The organism is Actinomadura coerulea (assembly GCF_014208105.1).
GTDB classification, from domain to species: domain Bacteria; phylum Actinomycetota; class Actinomycetes; order Streptosporangiales; family Streptosporangiaceae; genus Spirillospora; species Spirillospora coerulea.
This window is the reverse complement of record NZ_JACHMQ010000001.1, coordinates 7114808-7136151: the sequence shown is the minus strand read 5'-3', so window position 1 is coordinate 7136151 and position 21344 is coordinate 7114808. Positions and strand designations below refer to the sequence as shown.

The window sequence follows — 21344 nt, the reverse complement described above, 5'->3', positions numbered from 1 at the left end:
GTGCGAACCGCGGACCTGCTCAGAAGTCCATGCCGCCGGCGTCGGGCATGCCGCCCGCCGGGGCCGGGTTCTTCTCGGGCTTCTCGGCGATGACGGCCTCGGTTGTCAGGAACAGCGCGGCGATCGACGAGGCGTTCTGCAGCGCGGACCGGGTCACCTTGGCCGGGTCGAGGATCCCCGACTCGAACATGTTGACGTACTCGCCGGTGGCGGCGTTCAGGCCCTCACCCGGGGTCAGGTTGCGGACCCGCTCCACCACGACGCCGCCCTCGAGGCCGGCGTTGACGGCGATCTGCTTCAGCGGCTCCTCGAGAGCGCGCTTGACGATGTTCGCACCGGTGGCCTCGTCGCCCGCAAGCTCCAGCTTGTCGAACGCCTTGGTGCCGGCCTGGAGCAGCGCCACGCCACCGCCGGGGACGATGCCCTCCTCGACCGCGGCCTTGGCGTTGCGGACGGCGTCCTCGATGCGGTGCTTGCGCTCCTTGAGCTCGACCTCCGTCGCGGCGCCGGCCTTGATGACCGCCACACCGCCCGCGAGCTTGGCCAGGCGCTCCTGGAGCTTCTCGCGGTCGTAGTCGGAGTCGGTGTTGTCGATCTCGGTGCGGATCTGGTTGACCCGGCCCGCGATCTCGTTGGCGTCACCGGCGCCGTCCACGATGGTGGTCTCGTCCTTGGTGATGACGACCTTGCGGGCGCGGCCCAGCATCTCGGTCGTGGTGTTCTCCAGCTTGAGACCCACGTCCTCGCTGATGACCTGGCCGCCGGTCAGCGTGGCGATGTCGCCCAGCATGGCCTTGCGGCGGTCGCCGAAGCCCGGCGCCTTCACGGCGACGGACTTGAAGATCCCGCGGATCTTGTTGACGACCAGGGTGGCCAGGGCCTCGCCCTCGACGTCCTCCGCGATGATCAGCAGCGGCTTGCCGGACTGCATGACGCCCTCGAGGACGGGCAGCAGGTCCTTGTTCGCCGACGCCTTGCCCTGAACGATCAGGATGTACGGGTCCTCGAGGACCGCCTCCATCCGCTCGGGGTCGGTCACGAAGTAGTGCGAGATGTAGCCCTTGTCGAAGCGCATCCCCTCGGTCAGCTCGAGCTCCAGACCGAAGGTCTGGCTCTCCTCGACCGTGATGACGCCTTCCTTGCCGACCTTGTCCATCGCCTCGGCGATCATCTCGCCGATCTGCGGGTCGCCCGCGGAGATGGAGGCCGTGGAGGCGATCTGCTCCTTGGTCTCCACGTCCTTGGCGAGCTTGGACAGCTCCTCGCTCACCCGCTCGACGGCGGCCTCGATGCCGCGCTTGAGCGACATCGGGTTCGCGCCGGCGGCCACGTTGCGCAGACCCTCGCGCACCAGCGCCTGGGCCAGCACGGTGGCGGTGGTGGTGCCGTCACCCGCGACGTCGTCGGTCTTCTTGGCTACTTCCTTGACGAGCTCCGCGCCGATCTTCTCCCACGGGTCCTCGAGCTCGATCTCCTTGGCGATCGACACACCGTCGTTGGTGATCGTGGGAGCGCCCCACTTCTTCTCCAGCACGACGTTGCGGCCCTTGGGACCAAGGGTCACCTTCACGGCGTCGGCGAGCTGGTTCATGCCGCGCTCGAGACCGCGGCGGGCCTCCTCGTCGAACGCGATCATCTTTGCAGCCATAGGCTCCAGTCCTCCCGGAACAAGGTGGCTTAGACGGATCGAGCCGACGCCCGCGACGGACGGCCCCGCCGACGACTTCCATTCCGCCGCCGACCTGAGGCCTCATCGCCCCGACCCATGACTGTGTGAAGTTGTCACTCTCCACAGCAGAGTGCCAATGTTTGTTTAGCACTCTACCCCGTCGAGTGCAAGCGCCACACATCCCCGTCGCCCGGTGTCTCCCGCGGCCGCCCAGTCCGCCCTGACCAGGGGCGGGACGTCCAGAAGACCTGTTCACAACCGGCCCATGGGCCACCGCGGGCGGCGCGGGTCGGCCGGAAGTTCCGCCGGTGGCGTAGCGGGCCGGGCGACCGTCAGGACGTGTTCACGAGTCCGCCGCCCCGCCGCCTCCCAGCCGACGGGTGGCGGGCGAGGCGCGGGCGGCGACAACCGGACCGGGGGTACCGGGATCTCACCTCCCAGTGAGGACGGATACCCCTGCGGCCCCGCTTCCGCGCACCGGCGTCCGCCGAGTCGGCGCACCCGGGGGGCCAGCGGCGATCAAGGTCTCACTCTTCGGGCAGGGCCATCGCAAATGTGGACGGCCGGTGCAGAAATGCGTCTGCCCTGTCGGGCGGCCGGGCCCGTACGGTGGTGCGCTCGTCGAGGGGACACCGCATGCGCGCACTTGCGGCGGCGCATATTCGCGAGGGCGTTTGCGGCGGCCCGATGCCCCGGGGTCACCACGGCCCGGTGGGCCGCTTCGTGGAGTGTGGCGAATGGTGAGGATGTTTCTTCGTTCCCGGGCAAAGGGCCACCGCAAACGGGTCCGGACATTGGGCGGCCGCTCCGGCGTCGATGCGTGACCGGGCCGGAGCGGCCTTGGTGCTCGTGTGTTCTGCTAAGAACCGCGGTTCACCGCTTGGTGGACTCCTGCTCGGGGCCCTCGATCGCGTTGATCACGGTGTTGTGCGTCCCGCCGTGGATCCGGTTGGTGATGGGCCCGGTCATCGTCGCGCTGTTGCCGGCGTAGACGTTCGAGCGGGGCGATCCGCTGAGGTTCGTGAAGATCGCGTCGCCCGAGCCGTTCTCGCTGTTGGAGACGGGGCCGTTCTGGCCGACGACCGCCTTCTTGACCGCGTGGACGTTCACCGGCTTGGGGTGGTCCCCCGTGGTGGCCAGCCGCTGCCCGGCCTGAGGAGCGTTGGCGTCGGCCTGCTGCTGCTCCGGAGCGTTCTGCTGAGCCTCCTGCTGCTGAGCCTCCTGCTGCTGAGCCTCCTGCTGCTGGGCCTCCTGCTGCTGAGCCTCCTGCTGCTGGGCCTCCTGCGGGGCGGCCTGCTCGGCACCCTGCTCCGGCGCGGCCTGCTGCGCGTCCTGCTGAGGGGCGGCCTGCTCCGCCTCCTGCTGCGGGGCGTTCTGCTGGGCCTCCTGCTGGGGAGCGGCCTGCTGCTCCCCCTGCTGCGGGGCGGCCTGCTCGGCACCCTGCTCCGGAGCCGCCTGCAGGGACTCCTGCTGCGGAGCGGCCTCCGGGGCCGCCTGCTGCTCCGCGGCCTGGTGCTCGGCCGCCTTGGCGAGGGCGACCTTGGTGGCCTCCTGCTCGGAACCCTCGACATCGGTGACGGCCGTGTTGTGCTTCCCGCCGTGGAGCTTCGTGGTGATGTCACCGGTCTTCACCGGCTTGTTCCCGATCACCGGCGCGGCCTTGGGAGACCGGACGATGTCGGTGTAGATCAGGTCGCCCGGGCCCTTCTCGCTGATGTACGAGGGGCCGTTGTGCCCCACGTAGGCCTTCTCCACCGCGTAGAAGTTGATGTCGGCCATGGCCGAGGGAGCCGCGAGGACGGCCGCTCCCATCGTTATCCCGGTCACGGCCATCGTGCGCAAAATGCGCTTCATGCCTTTCCTCACTCTCGTATGCCGATCGGCGCCCCAGGGAGCGCCACTCCGGATTCAATCTTCCAGGACGCGGCCTGCGAAAAACCCAAGCGACGGGGAGGCGGAGATCAAGATCAAAGCCGCGAAACTGGCGCTCGCTAAAGCTTTTCCCATGTGCGTTTAGCCGGGCGGGCAGAACAGTCACCCAATCCAGCATCCACCGGGGCAATCGCGTTTCTGAGAAGGGGGGAATCGGCCGGTGTGCAAGGAAAAGCCCCGGCACGGTGGACGTGCCGGGGCCTCAGGGACGAGACGGACGTCAGCCGCCCGCCACCGCGGGGATGATCGAGATCTGGGCGCCCTCGGGCGTCGGGGTGTCGAGACCCTCGGCGAAGCGGACGTCCTCGTCACCGACGTAGACGTTCACGAAACGGCGGATCTTGCCCGCGTCGTCCAGGATGCGGGCGGAGATGCCGGAGTAGCTGGCCTCGAGGTCGGCGACGACCGCGCGCAGGGTCGCGCCCTCGGCCTTCACCTCGGACTCGCCCCCGGTGTAGGTCCGCAGGATCGTCGGAATACGGACGGACACGCTGCTCATGCTGCTCCTTCGTTCTCAGGCGATGCCCGCGGCGCGGAACGCCTCCAGGGACGGGGCGATGTTCGCCGACGGCGCGACGACCGGGGCGACGGCGTCCAGGGTCTTCAGGCCGTCCCCGGAGTTGATGATCACGGTCTCGGCGCCCGGGTCGAGGGAGCCCGCCTCGACGAGCTTGCGCAGGGTCGCGACGGTGACGCCGCCGGCCGTCTCGCCGAAGATGCCCTCGGTGCGGGCCAGGAGCCGGATGCCCTCGACGACCTGCTCGTCGGTGACGTCCTCGACGGCGCCGCCGGTGCGGCGGGCCACGTCCAGGACGTAGGGCCCGTCGGCGGGGTTGCCGATGGCGAGGGACTTGGCGATCGTGTCGGGCTTCACCGGGCGGACGACGTCGTGGCCCGCCTTGAACGCGGCGGCGACCGGGTCGCACCCGGCGGCCTGGGCGCCGAAGACGCGGTACGGCTTGTCCTCCACCAGGCCCAGCTTGATCAGCTCCTGGAACGCCTTGTCGATCTTGGTGAGCTGGGAGCCCGACGCGACCGGCACGACGATCTGGTCCGGCAGCCGCCAGCCGAGCTGCTCGGCGATCTCGTAGCCGAGCGTCTTGGAGCCCTCGGCGTAGTAGGGGCGCACGTTGACGTTGACGAAGGCCCAGTCGTCCTGCTCGCCCGCGATCTCGGACGCGAGCCGGTTGACGTCGTCGTAGTTCCCGTCGACCGTCACGAACGTCCCGCCGTACACGGCCGTCGTGATGATCTTCTGGGACTCCAGGTTCGACGGGACGAACACCGCGCTGCGGATCCCGGCGCGGGCCGCCGCGGCGGCGACGGCGTTGGCGAGGTTCCCGGTGGACGGGCAGGCCAGCACCTTGAACCCCAGCTCGCGGGCGGCGGCGAGCGCCACGGCGACGACGCGGTCCTTGAACGAGTGGGTCGGGTTACCGCTGTCGTCCTTCACCCACAGGCTCTGCAGGCCGAGGCTCTCGGCGAGGTTGTCGGCGCGGACGAGACGGGTCAGGCCCGGCTCGGTGTTCGGGGTGTCGGCCACGTTGGGCGGGACGGGCAGCAGGCCGCGGTACCGCCAGATGTTGCGCGGCCCGGACTCGATGGACTCCCGGCTGACGCCGCCGAAGTCGTAGGCGATCTCCAGGGGGCCGAAACACTCTTCACACGCGTAGAAGGGACCGAGGTCCCGGGACGAGCCGCATTCGCGGCAGACGAGAGCGGTAGCCGGTCCGAGGTCTGTGGCAGGCGTGAGTGCCATGAGGGCGAGGCCTTTCTCCCCATCTTCCCTGCGCCACCTTGGTCGCAGGCCGGAGTTGGCACCATCTCCCGGCCGGCCTCGCAGGATCGCGACGCGCCGCAGCCGGGTGGTTGCCGGGGCTTCGCAGGGCCGGTCCCTCCACCCCTCTGGATGAGCAATATGAAGTTGTCGATCATGAGAGCTTTGAGCTCGTATGCGTGACTTTACATGAACTGACCGGATGCCAGACAGGTGGGTCCAGCGAGTGAGACGTTACCCGGCGGAGGTCTTGATCACGCGCTGGGTGGGGTCGAGGAAGACGTGCCGGACGGTGGGGACGCGCTCGCGGAGCCGCCGGTCGATCTCGCCGGCGACGTCCTCGGCCTCGTCGGCGCTGATGTCGTCGGAGAAGTGCACCTTCGCGGCGACGAGGAGCTGCTCGGGGCCGAAGTGCATGGTGAGCAGCTCGTCCACGCCGGTCACCCCGGGCGCGCCGCAGATCTCGGCGCGGATCTCGCGCTGCTCGGCGGGGTCGGCCGCCCGGCCGATGAGCAGCTGCACGCTCTCCCGGCCGATCGAGAACGCGAGGACGACCAGGAGCACGCCGATGAGGGCGGACGCGAGCCCGTCCCAGAACTCCGAGCCGGTGATCTGGCGCATCGCGAGCCCGCCGGCGGCGAGGGCGAGGCCGACCATCGCCGCGGTGTCCTCGAACAGCGCGGTCTTGAACGTCACGTCGGGCGACTTGCGGACGTGCTCGACGAGGTCGCGGTCGCTCTCGCGCGTCTCCTTCTTCGCCTGGTGGAAGGCGCGGATCCAGGACGCCCCCTCCAGCACCGCGCCGAGGCCGAGGACGGCGTAGGCGAGCCACACCGTCGTCCCGCCGGCGCCGTGGCCGGTCATGGTCAGGATGCCCTCGAAGATCGAGAATCCCGCGCCGGCCACGAAGATGCCGAACGCGGCGAGCAGCGACCACACGTACCGCTCGTTGCCGTATCCGAAGGGGTGGCGCCGGTCGGGGGGCCGCTCGCTGCGCCGGAGCGAGGTGTAGAGGAAGCCCTGGTTGAGGGTGTCCGCCACCGAGTGCGCGCTCTCCGCGAGCATGGCGCTGGACCCGGCCAGCAGGCCGGCGAACAGCTTCGTGATCGCGAGGATGAGGTTCGCGGCACCGGCGACGAGCACGGTTTTCGTCGTCTCGGACTTGCTCATTGCCGCCGGATACCCCCTGGGTGAATGACTAATCGGGCGGAACGGACACAAGCGCGGGCGACGGCGGCGACCTCGCGGGTCCCTTTGGTGCGCCTCGGCCGCAACTGAGACCCTTCCCGTATGAGCCAAGTGCTGGTGGCCTCGAACCGGGGCCCGGTGTCGTTCTCGCTGTCGGACGACGGCGGGCTCACCCTGCGGCGCGGGGGCGGCGGCCTCGTCTCGGGCCTCGCCGCCGTCACGGGCGCCCCGCGCGACCCGGGCCCGCCGCGGCCGGCCGGGACGGCGCGGGAGCCGTCCCCCACCGGATCCGACGTCCTGTGGGTGTGCGCGAGCCTCGGCGAGGCCGACCGCACGGCCGCGCGCCGCGCCCCGGACGGACGCCTCGACCTCGCCGGGTACGAGACCGGCGGAGCCGCGGTGCGGATGCTCGACATCCCGGCGGCCACGTTCGACCGCGCCTACAACGGCGTCGCGAACTCGACGCTCTGGTTCATCCACCACCTGTTGTACGACACACCGCGCAGCCCGCACTTCGACGCCCGCGCCCGGCGCGACTGGCAGTCCTACGAGGCCTACAACGCGGCCTTCGCGGACGCCCTCGCACGGGACGCCGCCCGGGGCGCGAAGGCGGCGATCCAGGACTACCACCTGTCGCTGGCTCCGCGGATGCTGCGCGACCGGCGTCCCGACCTGAAGATCGTGCACTTCTCCCACACGCCCTGGGCGCCGCCGGAGTACTTCAGGCTGCTCCCGGACGACATCGGCGCGCAGGTCCTTCTCGGCATCCTCGGCGCGGACCACGCCGGCTTCCTCACCGAGCGGTGGGCGTCGGCCTTCCTCGACTGCTGCGAGCTGCTGCCCGGCGCGCGCGTCGACCGCGTGGCCCGCACCGTCACCTGTTCGGGCCACACCACGCGCGTGGGCGTGCACGGCCTCGGCGTGGACGGGGCGGCCCTGCGCCGGCGCGCCGCCGAGCCGGACGTCGTCGAAAGGGCCCGCGCGCTGCGCGAACAGGTGGGAGACCGCCGGCTCATCGTGCGGATCGACCGGACGGAGCTGTCCAAGAACATCGTGCGCGGGCTCGCCGCGTACCGGGAGATGCTGGTCAACCATCCCGAGTGGCGGGGCCGCGTCGTGCACCTCGCGTTCGCCTACCCGTCCCGCTACGACCTGCCCGAGTACCGGGAGTACACCGAGGCCGTGCAGCGCATGGCCGGGCAGATCTCGGAGGAGTTCGGCACGGCCGACTGGGACCCGCTGATCCTTCAGGTGAACGACGACTACCCGCGCTCGCTCGCCGCCTACGGCCTGGCCGACGTCCTGCTCGTGAACCCGATCCGGGACGGGATGAACCTGGTCGCGAAGGAGGGGCCCGTCCTGTCGCGGAACGGCTGCGCGCTCGTGCTGTCGCGGGAGGCGGGCGCGGCGGCGGAGCTGTCCGAGGACGCGCTGGTGGTCAACCCCTACGACGTGTCGCAGACGGCCGAGGCCCTGCGGCAGGCCCTGCTGATGCCGCGCGCCCGGCGGGCCGAACACTGCGCCCGCCTCGCCGACGCCGCGACCGCCCTGCCCCCGCAGCGCTGGTTCGCCGACCAGCTCGCCGCGCTGGACTACTAGCCCCCCGCGAGAGGGAGCGGCGTCCTGCTCTGCGGGCGTCAGGGCGACACGCCGGGGGTCCGGTCAGGGGGCGGTGCTGGTGGACCGCTCGGCGGTGAGGAGGCACTCGACGGGGTTCGGCTCGTGGTGCTGCCTCCAACGTTCGCGCAGCGCGGCCTTGCTCTGCGCCATGCGCCGGTGGGCGGCGGTACGGGTGAAGCGGGCGAGCTGGGCCGTGGACGGCTTCGGCAGGCCGCTCGGCTCGTAGCCGTACTCGGCGAGCCGCTCGCCGAACGCGGCCTCGGCCAGGCTGATCTCCCAGGCGTCGAGGCGCTCGGCCCACGAGCCGACGCGGTTGGTGGTGACGGCGTCGTGCGTGCGGCCGTGCCACTTCTTGGTGGACGGGACGATCCGCTTCGCGAGGCCCTCCGGGTGGATCATCTGGGCGTCGAAGTCCTCGCCGAGGAAGCCGCAGAGCCGGGCCAGCTCGTCGGCGGGGTCGGCGACGAGCCGCTCGTACTGCAGCTCGTAGTAGGAGTCGGGGCCGAGGCGCTCGGCGAGCCGGCGACCGCGGTCGATCGTCTCCCGCCAGGCGGAGACGGCGTGGTGGATGTCGGCGTCGAACCACGGCATCTCCATCAGCGAGGCGACGCAGTCGCGGCCGTCCCGGATGAGATGGACGAACTGGGCGTCGGGGAACATCCGCAGCAGCGCGCCGACGTGCTGGGAGTAGCTCGGCCGCTTGTCGCCCCACCGCGGCTTGCCGTGCAGGCATGCGTAGGCGCGGAAGACGATCCCGATCGCCGAGCCGAGCGTCGGCGGCCCGCCGGCGATCTCCTCGATGAGCCCGTCGGGGTCCACGCCGAGCGCCCGCACCTTGGTCGACCGTTCCCCGACGATCCACTCCGCGAGCATCCGCCTGTTCTTGCTCTCCCGGAGGTCACCGTAGTCGCACCTGGCCGTATAGGCGGGCAGGACGAACCTGGTCTCCGCCGGGATCGCGATGCGGGCGTGCGAGTGCAGCATCAGGCGCAGCAACGTCGTGCCCGAGCGAGGACAGCCGAAGATGAAGATCGGACGATCGTGGCGGAGGGCCGGTCCTGGTGACATGCACCGCATGCTGGTGCAGAAGCCCAGCTCAGGACCCGGCTTCTGCACTCACTGTTACCGGCCGATGACCCACCCTTGACCGGCGGTCAGGTGTAGGACTCGCCGAGCGTCTGCCTCACCTGCTTGCGCGCCTCGTGGATGCGGGACTTGACCGTGCCGAGCGGAAGCTTGAGCTGCTCGGCGATCTCCGCGTACTCCAGCTGCGAGACGTCCCGCAGCACGAGGGCCTGGATGAGGTCCGGCTTGCGGGCCTCCAGGTCCTCCATGGCGTCCAGGATGTCGACCCGGGAGCCGGCGATGACGCTCGTCCGGCGCGGGTCGGGGCGCTGCTGCGGAAGCTCGCCCGCCTGCTCGACCGAACGCCGCTTCAGCGACCGGTAGGTGGAGCGGGCGGAGTTGGCGACGACGACGTGCAGCCAGGTGCTGAACCGCGACCGGCCCTCGAACCGGTGGATGTTCCGGGCGACCTGGAGCAGCGCGTCCTGGCACGCCTCCTCGGCGTCCTGTCGGCAGGGCAGGAACCGGGAGCTGTGCCGCAGCACGTCCGGCTCGATCTTGCGGAGGAGCTCGTTGAGGGCGCCCTGGTCGCCCTGTGCGGCCTTGACCGCCAACTCCTCGGTCCTCTCGTCGAATGCCATGCCGCCTCATTGCTCGTTCGCGCGCTCACCCCGTTGTTGGGATGATACGGGAGTGTCTTTCCCACCATCAGTAGGCCGTTACCGGATCGATCGCGTCCTGGGTTCGGGGGCGTTCGCCTCTGTGTGGCTGGGTCACGACGACGCCCTCGAGTCCCAGGTCGCCATAAAGGTGCTGAACGGCAGCCTGATCGACGATCTGGACGTGCGCAACAGGTTCCTGGAGGAAGCCCGGATCCTACGCCGCGCCGACTCCGAGCGGCTCGTCCGGGTCCACGACATCGGCGAGCTCCCTGACGGGCGCCCCTACTTCGTGATGTCGTACGCCGACCGCGGAACGCTCGGCGATCGAATGCGTGAGCGGCCACTTCCGGTCAGTGAGGCGGTGGCGCTCGCCGAGCAGATCGCCTATGGCGTCGAGGTCATCAACACGCTGGGCGTCATCCACCGCGACCTGAAGCCGTCCAACGTGCTGTTCCAGTCGACGCCGGACGGCGGCGAGAAGCTGCTCATCGCCGACCTCGGCCTCGCCAAGGCGCTCGCGCACGCGTCCGGCGCCTTCACCCTGCCGGTCGGCACGCCCGGGTACATGTCGCCCGAGCAGGCGCGCTTCGGCGGCGGGCTCGACATCCGCGCTGACGTGTACGGGCTCGGCGCGCTGACGTACCACATGCTCACCGGACGGGCCCCGGGCCCGGCGCCGGTCAAGAAAGCGCCGAGCGAGCTGCGCGAGGGCCTGCCCCCCGCGTTCGACCAGGTGGTCCTGCGGGCGCTGGAGGTCGAGCGGGAGAAGCGGTGGCCGAACGCCGAGGCGTTCGCCGAGGCGCTGTCCACGCTGCGGCCGACCTCCGCGCAGGGGGCGCCGGCGCAGGCCGCACCGGCGCCCGTCCACGCCGCGCCCCCGCCTCCAGAGACTCCCGCGCCGCAGATCGACGCGGACGCGACCGTCCAGGACTTCTACCGCGAGGGCGTCCAGGGCCAGCGGCAGCCCACTCCCGCGCAGCAGCCCGGCCCCGCGCAGCCAGGTGCGGCGGCGGGGCAGGGCGCGCCGCCCGGCATGCAGACACGGTTCGACCAGCCCGGCGAGGACGACCTCCACACGTCCGAGATGGGCGTCCCGCCCAGTTCGTCGTCCGAGGATGCGACGGTCGTCGACCGCCCCAGCGGGCGCTCCGCCCCCTTTACCCAGGTGGAGGGGCCCACGGCCCCGGACAACGACAACAACCCGACGATCGCCTACCAGCCCCCGCCGCAGGGCCGGCAGCAGGGCCGACCGCAGGCGCCGCCCCAGCCCCAGGCGCCTGACGACAAGACGACCGCGTTCCCGACCCAGCCGCCGCAGGGCGGAGCCCCGCAGGGCGGCCCGATGCAGCAGATGGGCCCGGGCGGCCAGCAGCCCTACGGGCCCCCGCCGACCGGGTTCCAGCCTCCGCCCCCGGGGCCGGTCCAGGGCGGCGGGCAGGGCGGGCCGCGGGGCGCCGGCGCGCCGAAGAAGTTCGTCACGCCGCTGATCATCACGGCGGTCGTGCTGGTGGTGGCGGTGATCGGCGGGCTGACCCTCGGCATGATGTTCTCCGGCGACGACGGCAAGGACGGCGGCAAGGACGGCAAGGGCAAGAAGCCGGCGGTGCCGAAGGACTTCGCCGCGGTCGCCGACGGCTCCGGCAAGATCAAGACCGCGGTGCCGAAGGCGTGGCCGGTGCAGGGGCAGGAAGCGACGTGGACGCCGTCCGCCGTCGGCCTCACCGACGCCCAGCCGCGGCCGGTGCTGCGCGCGACGCCGGACAAGGCCGCCTTCCTCGGCAACGGCAAGGGCCCCGGCGTGTTCGTCGGCGTGACCACCGACCTGGGTCAGGGCCAGCTCCCGCCGCCGCGCGCCGCCGTCCATCCGCAGTGCACGAAGGCCGCGCCGGAGAACTACACCACACCGGACGGCGCCCTCAGCGGGACGATCACCCGCTTCACCGCGTGCAAGACCGGCACGCCGTCGGTCACCGAGGTCGGCCTCAAGGACAGGTCCGGCAAGTTCGGCCTGTGGATCCGGGTCAAGGAGACCGACGGCCGCGACGCCACCAAGGACATCCTGGACAACCTGAAGGTCACCGGCCCCTGATCCAAGGCCCGGACCGGTAGTACGAAGACCCGCGTATCGAGGCGCGGAGCGGCCGCCGCTCCGCGCCTCGTTCCGTTCGGCACGGGCACACTCCGTAGTGATCTGCATCACACTTGTTGCATCGCGACATGTTAGCGATATATCGTCGAAGCATCGCAACCGATCAACAGGAGAAGGAGACTGCGATGCACGAGCACACGATGAGAAGGCGCGGCGGCTTCGCGGGCCCCAGGGAGCGGGGGCGCCGCGGCGACCCGTTCGGCCCGTGGGGACCCGGCGGCCCGGGCGGACCCGGCTTCGGGCCCGGCCAACGCGGACGCGGCGGCCGCGGCCGGCGCACCCGGCGCGGCAACGTCCGGGCGGCGCTGCTCGCCCTGCTGGCCGAGCGGGCGATGCACGGCTACGAGATGATCCAGGAACTGGACGGCCGCACCGGCGGCGTCTGGCGTCCGAGCCCCGGCTCGGTCTATCCGACCCTCCAGATGCTGGAGGACGAGGGCCTGGTCACCAGTGAGGAGCAGGGCGGCAAGCGGCTGTTCTCCCTCACCGACTCCGGCCGGGAGGAGGCGTCGGCGCAGACCGCCGCCCCCTGGGACGAGGTCACCGAGGCCGCCGGCGAGAACGTCCTGCGCGGACGCGAGGCCGTCGGCCAGCTGATGGGCGCCCTCCACCAGGTGATGGCCGTGGGCAGCGAGGCGCAGAAGGCGCGCGCGCTGGACGTGGTCAACGACGCCCGCCGCCGCCTCTACGGGATCCTCGCCGATGACCCCGAAGCCGAGTGAGCCTCAGGAAGCACCGACCGGAACCGCCGTGGCCGCCAAGGCCGCGGCGGTTTCACTTTCCCTTCGGGAAGGGCGCCCGACTGGCGAGGCGGTCGGCCATGTAGAGCTGCTTCCACACGTACAGGGCCATGTCCGAGCGCCTGACGCCGCGGTCGACCGGGACGCTCACCGTCGCGCGGACCAGGTACGACGAGCCCGGCGGCAGGTACTTGTCGCCGCCCTCCCCCGCGATCAGCGCGCCGCCCGCGAGCCGCCGCACGAACTGGCTGGCGGTCGGCGGCGTGCACAGGGCCTCGGGGACGCCGGCCTGCGGCATGCAGCGTCCCCGCGCCGCCGGCGTGACGAGGTCGCGCCTGACGAACACGTCGCCGGGGAAGTCGAGCAGGACCTTCCCGCCGCTCGGGTTGCCGAGGATGTACTCGATGTAGGGGAACGCCGTCCCGGACGGCGGCGCGGACCTGGCCGTCGTCACGACGCCGTCGCTGATTCCGGACGTCACCGCGGCGATCCGGTACCTGGAGCCGTCGGCGGTGCCGACCGTGATGGGCGAGCCCGCGGGCGGCAGCTTGGCGGCTCCGCCCGGCGCCCGCTCGCCCGCGGCGGGGGCCGCCTCCGTCGCGCCCTCGCCGCCGGAGCCGGGCGTGAGCACGAGCCCGGCCGTGACCAGACCGGCCAGGACGAGCACGCCGGCCGCGACCAGGCCGCTGCGGCGTCCCTTGCGCCGCCGCTCCCGACGCTCGCGCTCGCGCTCACGCGGCCCGAGCCGCACCTGGACGCCGCTGGTCTCGCGGACGCCCATCGGCCCGGTTGTCGACGACCGCTCCTCGGGCGCGGAGTAGGCGTCCTGCGCCTCGGGCACGGCGGCCCACTCTGGCCCTCCGAGCGGCTCGGGACGCGGCCGCGGCGGCTCGGGAGGCGAGGGCGGCGGCGTGCCCCAGACACGCGGCGGCGCCTGCGCCGCCGGAGCGCTGTGGACGATCGGACGCGTCGGTGCGTCCGGTGGAATGGGAGGCCCCGACGGACCCGGGCCGCCGGGCGGTACGTGGGCGCCGGGCGGGCGGACCGGAGTTCCTTCCCTGGGCGTGGCCCTCGGGATGCCCTGGGAGGGCGTGTGCCTGGTCTCGCCTGGACGGCGCGGAAGTCCCGGTTCCGTGTCCACCGTCTAGCCTCCCGATGTCCCTCGTGCGGCTCCCCCGTGAAGCCGCACTCCCCACAATTCATCACATTTTGACTTAATCGCCTCCTCGCGCCACACCGGCCCCCGGAGTCTCGCGAGATACGACAAGTCGAGCCGCGGCTCTTGTCACCTGACGGACAACTCTCCGCGCTCCGGCGCCCGGGTGGCGCCGGAGTCCGCGGGAGGAGTCGGACGAGGGAGGGCTCAGGAGAGGGAGTCGGCGAGCGAGCCGATGAGGTCGACCACGCCGGCGGGCCCGTCGACCACCAGGTCCGCCCGTTCGGCGAGCGCGGTGACCTCGGTCGAGCCGCTGCACACCAGAACGCCGGGCACGCCCTCGGCGCGCAGCGCGTCGACGGCGTCGAACGCGGCGAGGTCGCCGAGGTCGTCCCCGGCGAACAGCACGGCGGAGGGGCGCGTCCCCCGGTCGTCGAGGTACGCGCGCAGCGCCTTGCCCTTGTCCATGCCGGGCGGGCGCAGTTCGAGGACGTACCGCCCGGGCTCCACGGCCAGCCCGGTCCGCTCGGCGAGCGCGGCGAGGATGCTGCGCAGCCGGTCCAGCGCGACCTGCGGTTCGGCGCACCGCCGGGTGTGGACGGCGAGCGCCTGGCCCTTGTCCTCGACGAACGTCTCGGGCGGGGCGCCGGCGGCGGCGAGGACGCCGGGCAGCTTCGCGCGGGCCTCGGCGACGCCGGGCGGCGGCTCCGGCACGGTCAGCGCGCCGGAGTCCCAGCGTTCGAGGCCGTACTGCCCGAGGACGACGAGCCCGTCGACGTCCTCGAATCCGCCGTACTCGACGGCCACGGCGGCGGGCCGTCCGGTCACGATCAGCAGCGAGCCGACCAGGGGGGCCAGCCGGGCCAGGGCCGGCGCGGCGTCCGGATGGGCCCTCGCCGCGGCGGGGTCGGCGACGATCGGCGCGAGGGTGCCGTCGAAGTCGAAGCCGAGCACGGCTCCGGCCGGGTTCTCGCGGATGGCGTCAAGGCCTACGGCACCTGCGGCCGTCAGAGAGCGGGGAGAGTTCACGTGACCAATGGTGGCCAGCTCAGGGCCGGATGCCGAGCCGCCGCGCGGCACGGCTCCGTTGCCGCTGTGTCCGCATCCGGCGCAGGCGCTTGACGAGCATCGGGTCGCACTCCAGCGCCTCGGGCCGGTCGATCAGGATGTTCAGGAGCTGGTAGTACCGCGTGGCCGACATGTCGAACGTCTCGCGGATGGCCTGCTCCTTGGCCCCGGCGTACTTCCACCACTGCCGTTCGAAGGCGAGGATCCCGCGGTCGCGCTCGGAGAGCCCTCCGGCGCTGAACGCCGCGTCGTCCGCTCCGTCCTCCGCGTCGGCGGGGCCGGGCTCGGCCGGGGGGCGGCCGTCGTCCATGGCTCGGCCCTGCGGGGGGACGTCACCGCGGGGGTCACCGGGGGCGTTCGCCGCTCGCATCAGGTCCCCTCTGTGGTTACTGATCCCGGGTCGTCCGGGTTCGGGCGGGAGCCATGCTACGCGTCCTGGCGGACAAGTACCGGCGGATCCCGGGGAACGGACGCCGGTGGTTCAGTGCATCACATCCCCGTTCACCTGGGGCTCTTCAGCGCCAGGTGTCTCACCGGCAACGAGGTTCACGCCGCACCGGGAACGTATGTACTCTGCATACGTTAGAGTGGGTGATCCGCAGCGTTCGGCGTCCGGAACGGAGACCTTGCATGGCGACGGAGACCTCCGCCACGGGACGGACCGCCGAGCGGGCCGCGCCCCGGGACGGGACCCCTCCCGAACCCCCCGTCGACGGCGTCCTCACCGATATCGCGACCGCGCTGTTCCATCTGCGCCGCGTGTGGGCCAAGCCCGACCTCGTCAAGCGCGTCCGCGCCCAGACCTCCACCGCCGCCGACGGGCGCCCGCTGCAGCTGTCGAACCTCATGGTGGTGAACGCGGTCGCCGCCCTCACCGGCTGCGAAGGCCCGGACGACCCGTCCTGCGAGGTCACGGTCGGCGCGGTCGCGGAACGGCTGGAGATCGACCCGTCCACGGCGAGCCGCCTCGTCGGGCACGCCATCGACGCCGGCCTGGTGTCCCGGCGCCCCTCCCCCGTCGACGCGCGTCGCGCCAACCTCGGCCTGACCGAGTCCGGGCGGCGCGTCAAGCAGGTCTCCGACCGCTTCCGCCGCGCCTACCTCGACGACCTGATGGCCGACTGGTCGGAGCGGGAGCGCACCGAGTTCGCGCGGCTGCTCACCCGCTTCGCCGACGCCGCCGTCCAGGCCCCGATGTACCCGGACGGCATCGACCGCATCTTCGAAGAAGCGGCCGCCGACTAGCCGGGCCCGGCGTCGACTTGCGGCGTGTTGCCCTTATCAGCGCTCGCAGAAGGGCAACACGCCGCGACTCAACGCGCTAGTCACGTAGGGCGGACATGCGGACGTGGTACTCGTCCTCGTCGATCTCGCCTCGGGCGAACCGCTCGGCCAGCACCGAGCGCGCCTTGGTCATCGGGTCTGCCGCCGCCCTGGCCGCCGCCGCGCCGTCGTGCACGCGGCGCCGGATGAGGTAGAAGGCGCCGCCGAGCACGGCCAGCCAGAACAGGCCGAACGTGATGGGGAAGACCGGCCAGAACGCGGGGGCGTCCCCGTCGTGCCAGCCGCCCGGGTGCATCGCGGCCGCCTGCGTCGCCAACGTCGTCAACATGGTTCTTCGACCTCCCTGTGTCGGATAGGTCGATGCTCGGCGAGAGGTACGGGGGGCCGCGTCGTCCGGCCGGAGGCACTCGCGCTACGCCCGCCGGAGTACCGCGCTCACCACCAGGGCGGCCGGTAGTCCTCGTCTTCGCCGGGCCGCGGCCGCCGCGAGTGCCGTCCGCGCGGCTCACCGTCGGCCGGGTCCGGCGGCGGGACGGGCCCTTCCGGCGGCTCGGCGCCGCCCAGGCCGGGCGGCGGAACGTCGGGGAACGGCTCGGCCGGTCCCTGGTCCGCGTGGGGTACGGGCGGAAGCGGCGGTTCGCCCGGCAGTTCCGGAGGTACCGCGAAGGGCGGATTCGCCGTGCCGGGCTCGGGCGCGTCCGGCGGCTCCAGGGCGCCCCGGCGGAAGGCGTTCCAGTCGTCGTCATCGAGGATCGACGGCTCGTCCCGCGCCGCCCCGTTCAGCCCGTCGCCGTTGCGCCCGTTCCCATTGAGAACGTCGTACCCGTTGAGCGCGTCGCTCCCGTTGAGCGCGTCCCTTCCGTTGAAAGCGTCGCTCCCGCTAAGAGGGTCGTGGCCGTTGAGGGGGTCGCTCCCGTTGAAGGCGTCGGCCCCGTTGGAGGCGTCGGCCCCGTTAAGGGGGTCGGTCCCGTTAAGGGGGTCGGCTCCATTGTGGAGGGGGTCGGTCCCGTTGCGGGGTCCGTGGGCGCCCGTGCCGAACTCGCCGGGGACGAACGGGCGCAGCTCGTTCGGCATCATCGGCGGCTGCTTCGGCTCGATGGGGGGCGGCAGCCGCCCGTCCCAGCCGGGGGACGGCGGGGGCTCGGCGGGACCGGGGTCCGGCGGCATGAAGGAGACGGGGCCCGGCGCGGGCTGCGGCGGGTCCCACAGCGGGGCGTCCTGCGGCACGGCGCCTGGAAGCGGAGGCTCCTCGAAGGCGGCCCCCGAGTAGACCTCGTTGTTCTGGAAGAGCGGCGCGTTGACCGGCGCGACCACGGGCGCCGCGTACGTCTCGGCGGGGGCCGCGGGCATGGCGGCCGCGGGTTCGCGCGGCGCGGCCGGGGCCGACGGCAGGCCGTAGTCGGCGACGGCGTCGGTGTCGGCGGCGTCCTCCTCGGGGCGCCGCCGCTGCCGCCACCCGAGCACGAGCCCGAGGAGGACCAGCAGCCCTCCGCCGCCGAGGACGAGCGGGAACAGCACGCCGGAGTCGCGGTCGCCCGGCTGCGCGGCCGGCCGCGGCGTCGCGGCGGGGGGCGGTGTCTCCACCGGCCCGCTGGAGGTCTTGTTGATCTGGTTGGCGGCGACGAGGGTGCGGACAGCGTCCACCGTCCCGCGGCATTCGGGCGTCCCCGTGGGCTGGGCGGCGCGGGCCGGGGAGCCCTGGATGAGCGCCCGCCGGACCTCCGCGGGGCTCAGCCTCGGGTAGCGGGAGCGGACGAGCGCGGCGACCCCGGCGACGATCGCGGACGAGGCGCTGGTGCCCGTCCCGACGACGTAGCCGTTGCTGGCGTCCGCGCTGACGATCTCGACGCCGGGCGCGCAGACGGCGGCGCCCGAGCGGCGGTTGCTGTCCTTCCAGAGGCGCAGGCGGCGGTCGAGCGCGCCGACGGCGATCACGCCCGGGTAGGCGGCGGGGAAGTTCCTGCGGTTGGCTCCGGAGCCGTCGTTGCCGGCGGAGGCGATCAGCACGACGCCCTTGGAGAGCGCGTACCGGATCGCCTTCTCCTGCGAGGGCGTGCCGTTGTAGGACTGGCGGCCGCCGCCGAGCGACATGTTGATGATCCCGGCGCCGTGGTCGACGGCGTACCGGATGCCCTGGGCCACCGCGTCGCGGTCGCCGCCGGCGCCGGGCTGCTGCCCGTTGTCGCGGCGCAGCGGGTCGTCGTTCTCCAGCGTGACGCGGACGGACAGGACGCTGCTGAGCGGCGCGACGCCCATCATGCCCTGCGACAGCTCGGGGCCATGCCCGTGACCGGCGATGATGCTGGCCATGGACGTCCCGTGCAGGCCCCAGTAGCGGCTTCCCGGACGCCGTACGCCGCCGGTCAGGTCGGGGCCGGTGACGACGCGGCCGGTGAGGTCGGGATGCCGCCGGTCGACGCCGGTGTCGAGGACGGCGACCGTGACGCCGCGCCCCCGGGAGTACCGCCACGCCTTCTGGGCGCGCAGGACGTCGAGGTGCCACTCGCGGGAGCGGATCTGGTCGGTCGGCGCGTGCAGCAGGGGCCCGGCCACGGCGCCGGCCGACGCACCGCGAACCGTCCGGCCGTGCGCCGGGGTGTCGGAGACGATCGCCGCGGGCACCGCCACGGCGGCGCCGAGCGTGAGCGCGGTGAGGGCCGCGGTCGTCCGGGCGCCGAGCCGGAGCAACGGCACGGCCGGTCGGGGGTGCGCCGGACGGCGCCGACCGGCTTCGGACACGCCGCCCCTCCCTCTGGCTGACCGCCGCGCTCCACGGCGGGTGACATTCTGCCACGCGAACCGCCCCCGGCCCGGGCACTCGGCACATTAGGGCACGGGCCCGGACAGCGCGGATCTTCCCGGCTCAGCCTTCCGTACTCACGGGTAATCAAACCGGGCACGGCATGCTAACCCGTGCGCGCCGTCCTGGTCACTGTGATCCCGCACCCGTCAGGGCCCTGACCGACAGGTCGTCGTAGCGCTCCCGGTCGGCCTTCTCCCGTCCGGCGAAGGTGCCGGCGACCGCGCACGCGAACCCGATCGGGATCGACACGAGGCCCGGGTTCTCCAGCGGGAACAGGTGGAAGTCGACGCCCGTGGGGAACAGCGACAGGCTCTGCCCCGTCACCGGATCGACCTTGCCGGAGACGACGGGGGAGAAGAAGACCAGCACCAGCGACCCGATCAGCCCCCCGTAGATGCCCGCGACGACCCCGGCGGAGTTGAACCGGCGCCAGAACAGCGACAGCACGATCGCCGGGACGTTCGCCGAGGCGGCCATCGCGAACGCCAGCGCCACCAGGAACGCCACGTTCAGGTCGCGGGCCACCACCGCCAGGACGATCGCCAGCGACCCGACGAGGAACGAGGCGAACCGCGCGACCGCGACCTCCTGCGACTCGCGCGGGCGGCCGAGCATCAGCACCTGGCCGAAGTAGTCGTGCGCCAGCGACGCCGACGACGCCAGCACCAGCCCGGACACGACCGCGAGGATCGTCGCGAACGCCACCGCCCCGATGAACGCCAGCAGGACGTCCCCGCCGACCCGCCCGCCGACGTGCTGCCCGACGGCCTGCGCGAGCTGCGGCACCGCCGTGTTGCCCGACGGGTCCTGCGCGACGATCGCGGACCGCCCCACCAGGGCCGCCGCGCCGAAGCCGAGGGCGAGCGTCATCAGGTAGAAGACGCCGACCAGGCCGATCGCCCAGGACACCGACGTGCGCGCGGCCCGCCCGTCCGGGACGGTGAAGAACCGCGCGACGACGTGCGGCAGGCCCGCCGTGCCGAGCACGAGGGCGAGGGCGAGGCTGATGAAGTCGAGCTTGTTGACCACCGTCCGGTAGGCGTCGCCCGGGACGTCCTGCCCGTACTGGAGCCCGGGGCGCAGGAACGCCTCGCCCTTCCCGCTCGCGTCGGCGGCCGACCCGAGCATCGCGCTTGCGTCGAACCCGAACCTGCCGAGCACCAGCGCCGTCAGCACCACCGCCCCGGCCATCAGCAGCCCGGTCTTGATGATCTGCACCCAGGTCGTGGCCTTCATCCCGCCGAACGCCACGTAGAGGATCATCAGCGCGCCCACCGCCACGATCGTGACGGTCTTCGCGGTGCCCGCGCCCATCCCGAGGAACCGCTCGCCGCGGTGGATGCCGAGCAGCAGCGACACCAGCGCCCCGGCCCCGACCATCTGCGCGAGCAGGTAGAACACCGACACGGTCACGGTGGACACGGCCGCGGCCCGCCGCACCGGCGCCTGCCGCCGCACCCGGCGCACCAGCACGTCCCCCATCGTGAAGCGGCCCGCGTTGCGGACCAGCTCGACCAGCAGCAGCGCGAGAAGCCACGCGACGAGGAACCCGATCGAGTACAGGAACCCGTCGTACCCGTTCAGCGCGATGATCCCGGCGATGCCGAGGAACGAGGCCGCCGACATGTAGTCGCCGGCGAGGGCGATCCCGTTCTGCGGGCCGGTGAACGTCCGCCCGCCCGCGTAGAAGTCGTCGGCGCCGCGCGTGGTCACCCGCGCCCGCACCGTGATGGCCAGCGTGACCAGGATGAACACCAGGAAGAGCCCGAACGTCAGCGCGCCCCCCGTCACCGCAGCTCACCGGCCAGCGGGTCAAGCCGCCTGCGCGCGTACACCAGGTAGCCCCAGGTCAGCGCGAACGTCGAGGCGAACTGCAGCAGCCCCAGCAGCAGCGCGACGTTGACGCTCCCGGCGACCGTCCGCGCCATGAAGCCGCGCGCGAACGCCGCCAGCCCGACGAAGACGAGATACCACCCGAGGAACCCGGCCGTGACCACGACCGCCGCCCGCCGGAACCGCCTCCGCAACAGCAGGAACCTCTCATGTCCCGCAACGGGCGCAAGTCCCCCCGCCATTCGGTCTCCCCCCGCCCCTTCGCTACTCTCCGCGTCCTTTCGGTCGCACTATGAGAGCAAAGAATCGCCGACCGCAAGTGCCGTTTGACGAGATCCGCATGGCGGCGGCCGGAGACGGCCAACGCCCGCGACGGCGAGGCGGCAGCCGCGAGCGCG

General features: G+C 72.4%; 18 protein-coding genes and 1 riboswitch. Of the genes, 4 read left to right on the top strand and 14 right to left on the bottom strand.

The genetic code is table 11. From position 1 onward, the window contains the following. Positions 1–19: 19 nt before the first annotated feature. From groL to BKA00_RS33175, 5 genes are all read right to left on the bottom strand, one after another. Positions 20–1648, bottom strand: a complete 1629-nt coding sequence (groL, locus tag BKA00_RS33195; protein ID WP_185031769.1) for a chaperonin GroEL — start codon at positions 1646–1648, stop codon at positions 20–22. 894 nt (positions 1649–2542) lie between these two features. After that, positions 2543–3523, bottom strand: coding sequence for a hypothetical protein (locus tag BKA00_RS33190; protein WP_185031767.1), 981 nt, complete (start codon positions 3521–3523; stop codon positions 2543–2545). A 298-nt stretch (positions 3524–3821) separates the two neighbouring features. Further along, positions 3822–4100, bottom strand: a complete 279-nt coding sequence (locus BKA00_RS33185) for a MoaD/ThiS family protein (RefSeq protein WP_149262935.1) — start codon at positions 4098–4100, stop codon at positions 3822–3824. Positions 4101–4115: 15 nt separating this feature from the next. Further along, positions 4116–5360 (bottom strand): threonine synthase, encoded by a 1245-nt coding sequence (gene thrC / locus BKA00_RS33180; protein WP_185031765.1) that lies wholly within the window; start codon positions 5358–5360, stop codon positions 4116–4118. A gap of 16 nt (positions 5361–5376) precedes the next feature. Continuing rightward, a riboswitch (SAM riboswitch) is annotated at positions 5377–5517 on the bottom strand. A 95-nt stretch (positions 5518–5612) separates the two neighbouring features. Beyond that, entirely contained in the window at positions 5613–6548 is a 936-nt protein-coding gene (locus BKA00_RS33175; protein WP_185031763.1) for a cation diffusion facilitator family transporter, read from the bottom strand. A 120-nt stretch (positions 6549–6668) separates the two neighbouring features. Here BKA00_RS33175 and BKA00_RS33170 point away from each other — a divergent pair, with 120 nt between their 5' ends. Then, positions 6669–8165 (top strand): alpha,alpha-trehalose-phosphate synthase (UDP-forming), encoded by a 1497-nt coding sequence (locus BKA00_RS33170; protein ID WP_185031761.1) that lies wholly within the window; start codon positions 6669–6671, stop codon positions 8163–8165. A gap of 63 nt (positions 8166–8228) precedes the next feature. Here BKA00_RS33170 and BKA00_RS33165 read toward each other — a convergent pair whose 3' ends face one another. Both BKA00_RS33165 and BKA00_RS33160 read right to left on the bottom strand, forming a co-directional pair. Then, positions 8229–9254: a sulfotransferase family protein gene (locus BKA00_RS33165; RefSeq protein ID WP_230298798.1), complete on the bottom strand. Its 1026-nt coding sequence runs from the start codon at positions 9252–9254 to the stop codon at positions 8229–8231. 86 nt (positions 9255–9340) lie between these two features. Then, on the bottom strand, positions 9341–9892 hold the full coding sequence (locus tag BKA00_RS33160) for an RNA polymerase sigma factor (protein ID WP_089313869.1): 552 nt from the start codon (positions 9890–9892) through the stop codon (positions 9341–9343). 121 nt (positions 9893–10013) lie between these two features. Here BKA00_RS33160 and BKA00_RS33155 point away from each other — a divergent pair, with 121 nt between their 5' ends. Together BKA00_RS33155 and BKA00_RS33150 are read left to right on the top strand one after the other, a co-directional pair. Next, the gene (locus tag BKA00_RS33155) at positions 10014–12002 is read left to right on the top strand and encodes a serine/threonine-protein kinase (protein ID WP_230298799.1); all 1989 of its coding nucleotides are present in this window, start codon (positions 10014–10016) and stop codon (positions 12000–12002) included. A gap of 185 nt (positions 12003–12187) precedes the next feature. Further along, on the top strand, positions 12188–12784 hold the full coding sequence (locus tag BKA00_RS33150) for a PadR family transcriptional regulator (RefSeq protein ID WP_185031756.1): 597 nt from the start codon (positions 12188–12190) through the stop codon (positions 12782–12784). Between the two features lie 52 nt (positions 12785–12836). Here the strand turns inward: BKA00_RS33150 and BKA00_RS33145 are convergent, their stop codons facing one another. The 3 genes from BKA00_RS33145 to BKA00_RS33135 all read right to left on the bottom strand — a co-directional run bounded on the left by BKA00_RS33145 (position 12837) and on the right by BKA00_RS33135 (position 15336). Then, a complete protein-coding gene (locus BKA00_RS33145) occupies positions 12837–13643 on the bottom strand; it encodes a hypothetical protein (RefSeq protein WP_185031754.1) in 807 nt (268 codons plus the stop codon). Between the two features lie 522 nt (positions 13644–14165). Then, complete coding sequence (gene otsB / locus BKA00_RS33140) at positions 14166–14987, bottom strand: trehalose-phosphatase (RefSeq protein WP_185031752.1); 822 nt, start codon at positions 14985–14987, stop codon at positions 14166–14168. 19 nt (positions 14988–15006) lie between these two features. After that, on the bottom strand, positions 15007–15336 hold the full coding sequence (locus BKA00_RS33135; protein ID WP_185035129.1) for a DUF3263 domain-containing protein: 330 nt from the start codon (positions 15334–15336) through the stop codon (positions 15007–15009). 320 nt (positions 15337–15656) lie between these two features. On the opposite strand from BKA00_RS33135, the gene BKA00_RS33130 reads away from it, so the two are divergent. Beyond that, entirely contained in the window at positions 15657–16271 is a 615-nt protein-coding gene (locus tag BKA00_RS33130) for a MarR family winged helix-turn-helix transcriptional regulator (protein WP_185031743.1), read from the top strand. Positions 16272–16347: 76 nt separating this feature from the next. On the opposite strand, the gene BKA00_RS33125 is transcribed toward BKA00_RS33130, so the two are convergent. The 4 genes from BKA00_RS33125 to BKA00_RS33110 all read right to left on the bottom strand — a co-directional run bounded on the left by BKA00_RS33125 (position 16348) and on the right by BKA00_RS33110 (position 21140). Then, a complete protein-coding gene (locus BKA00_RS33125) occupies positions 16348–16638 on the bottom strand; it encodes an SHOCT domain-containing protein (protein ID WP_185031741.1) in 291 nt (96 codons plus the stop codon). Between the two features lie 107 nt (positions 16639–16745). Next, positions 16746–19049: a S8 family peptidase gene (locus BKA00_RS33120; protein ID WP_185031739.1), complete on the bottom strand. Its 2304-nt coding sequence runs from the start codon at positions 19047–19049 to the stop codon at positions 16746–16748. A 190-nt stretch (positions 19050–19239) separates the two neighbouring features. Further along, positions 19240–20904 carry a solute symporter family protein gene (locus BKA00_RS33115; RefSeq protein ID WP_185031738.1) on the bottom strand — a complete coding sequence of 555 codons (1665 nt, stop codon included), beginning with the start codon at positions 20902–20904 and terminating at the stop codon, positions 19240–19242. Then, the gene (locus BKA00_RS33110; protein WP_230298800.1) at positions 20901–21140 is read right to left on the bottom strand and encodes a DUF485 domain-containing protein; all 240 of its coding nucleotides are present in this window, start codon (positions 21138–21140) and stop codon (positions 20901–20903) included. The genes BKA00_RS33115 and BKA00_RS33110 overlap by 4 nt, the downstream gene beginning before the upstream one ends. Positions 21141–21344 lie beyond the last annotated feature (204 nt).

What these genes read in the sequence shown, in the direction of transcription:
- groL (WP_185031769.1), bottom strand. Translation starts at nt 1,648, where the DNA reads ATGGCTGCAAAGATGATCGCGTTCGACGAGGAGGCCCGCCGCGGTCTC.
- BKA00_RS33190 (WP_185031767.1), bottom strand. Translation starts at nt 3,523, where the DNA reads ATGAAGCGCATTTTGCGCACGATGGCCGTGACCGGGATAACGATGGGA.
- BKA00_RS33185 (WP_149262935.1), bottom strand. Translation starts at nt 4,100, where the DNA reads ATGAGCAGCGTGTCCGTCCGTATTCCGACGATCCTGCGGACCTACACC.
- thrC (WP_185031765.1), bottom strand. Translation starts at nt 5,360, where the DNA reads ATGGCACTCACGCCTGCCACAGACCTCGGACCGGCTACCGCTCTCGTC.
- BKA00_RS33175 (WP_185031763.1), bottom strand. Translation starts at nt 6,548, where the DNA reads ATGAGCAAGTCCGAGACGACGAAAACCGTGCTCGTCGCCGGTGCCGCG.
- BKA00_RS33170 (WP_185031761.1), top strand. Translation starts at nt 6,669, where the DNA reads ATGAGCCAAGTGCTGGTGGCCTCGAACCGGGGCCCGGTGTCGTTCTCG.
- BKA00_RS33165 (WP_230298798.1), bottom strand. Translation starts at nt 9,254, where the DNA reads ATGTCACCAGGACCGGCCCTCCGCCACGATCGTCCGATCTTCATCTTC.
- BKA00_RS33160 (WP_089313869.1), bottom strand. Translation starts at nt 9,892, where the DNA reads ATGGCATTCGACGAGAGGACCGAGGAGTTGGCGGTCAAGGCCGCACAG.
- BKA00_RS33150 (WP_185031756.1), top strand. Translation starts at nt 12,188, where the DNA reads ATGCACGAGCACACGATGAGAAGGCGCGGCGGCTTCGCGGGCCCCAGG.
- BKA00_RS33135 (WP_185035129.1), bottom strand. Translation starts at nt 15,336, where the DNA reads ATGGACGACGGCCGCCCCCCGGCCGAGCCCGGCCCCGCCGACGCGGAG.
- BKA00_RS33130 (WP_185031743.1), top strand. Translation starts at nt 15,657, where the DNA reads ATGGCGACGGAGACCTCCGCCACGGGACGGACCGCCGAGCGGGCCGCG.
- BKA00_RS33125 (WP_185031741.1), bottom strand. Translation starts at nt 16,638, where the DNA reads ATGTTGACGACGTTGGCGACGCAGGCGGCCGCGATGCACCCGGGCGGC.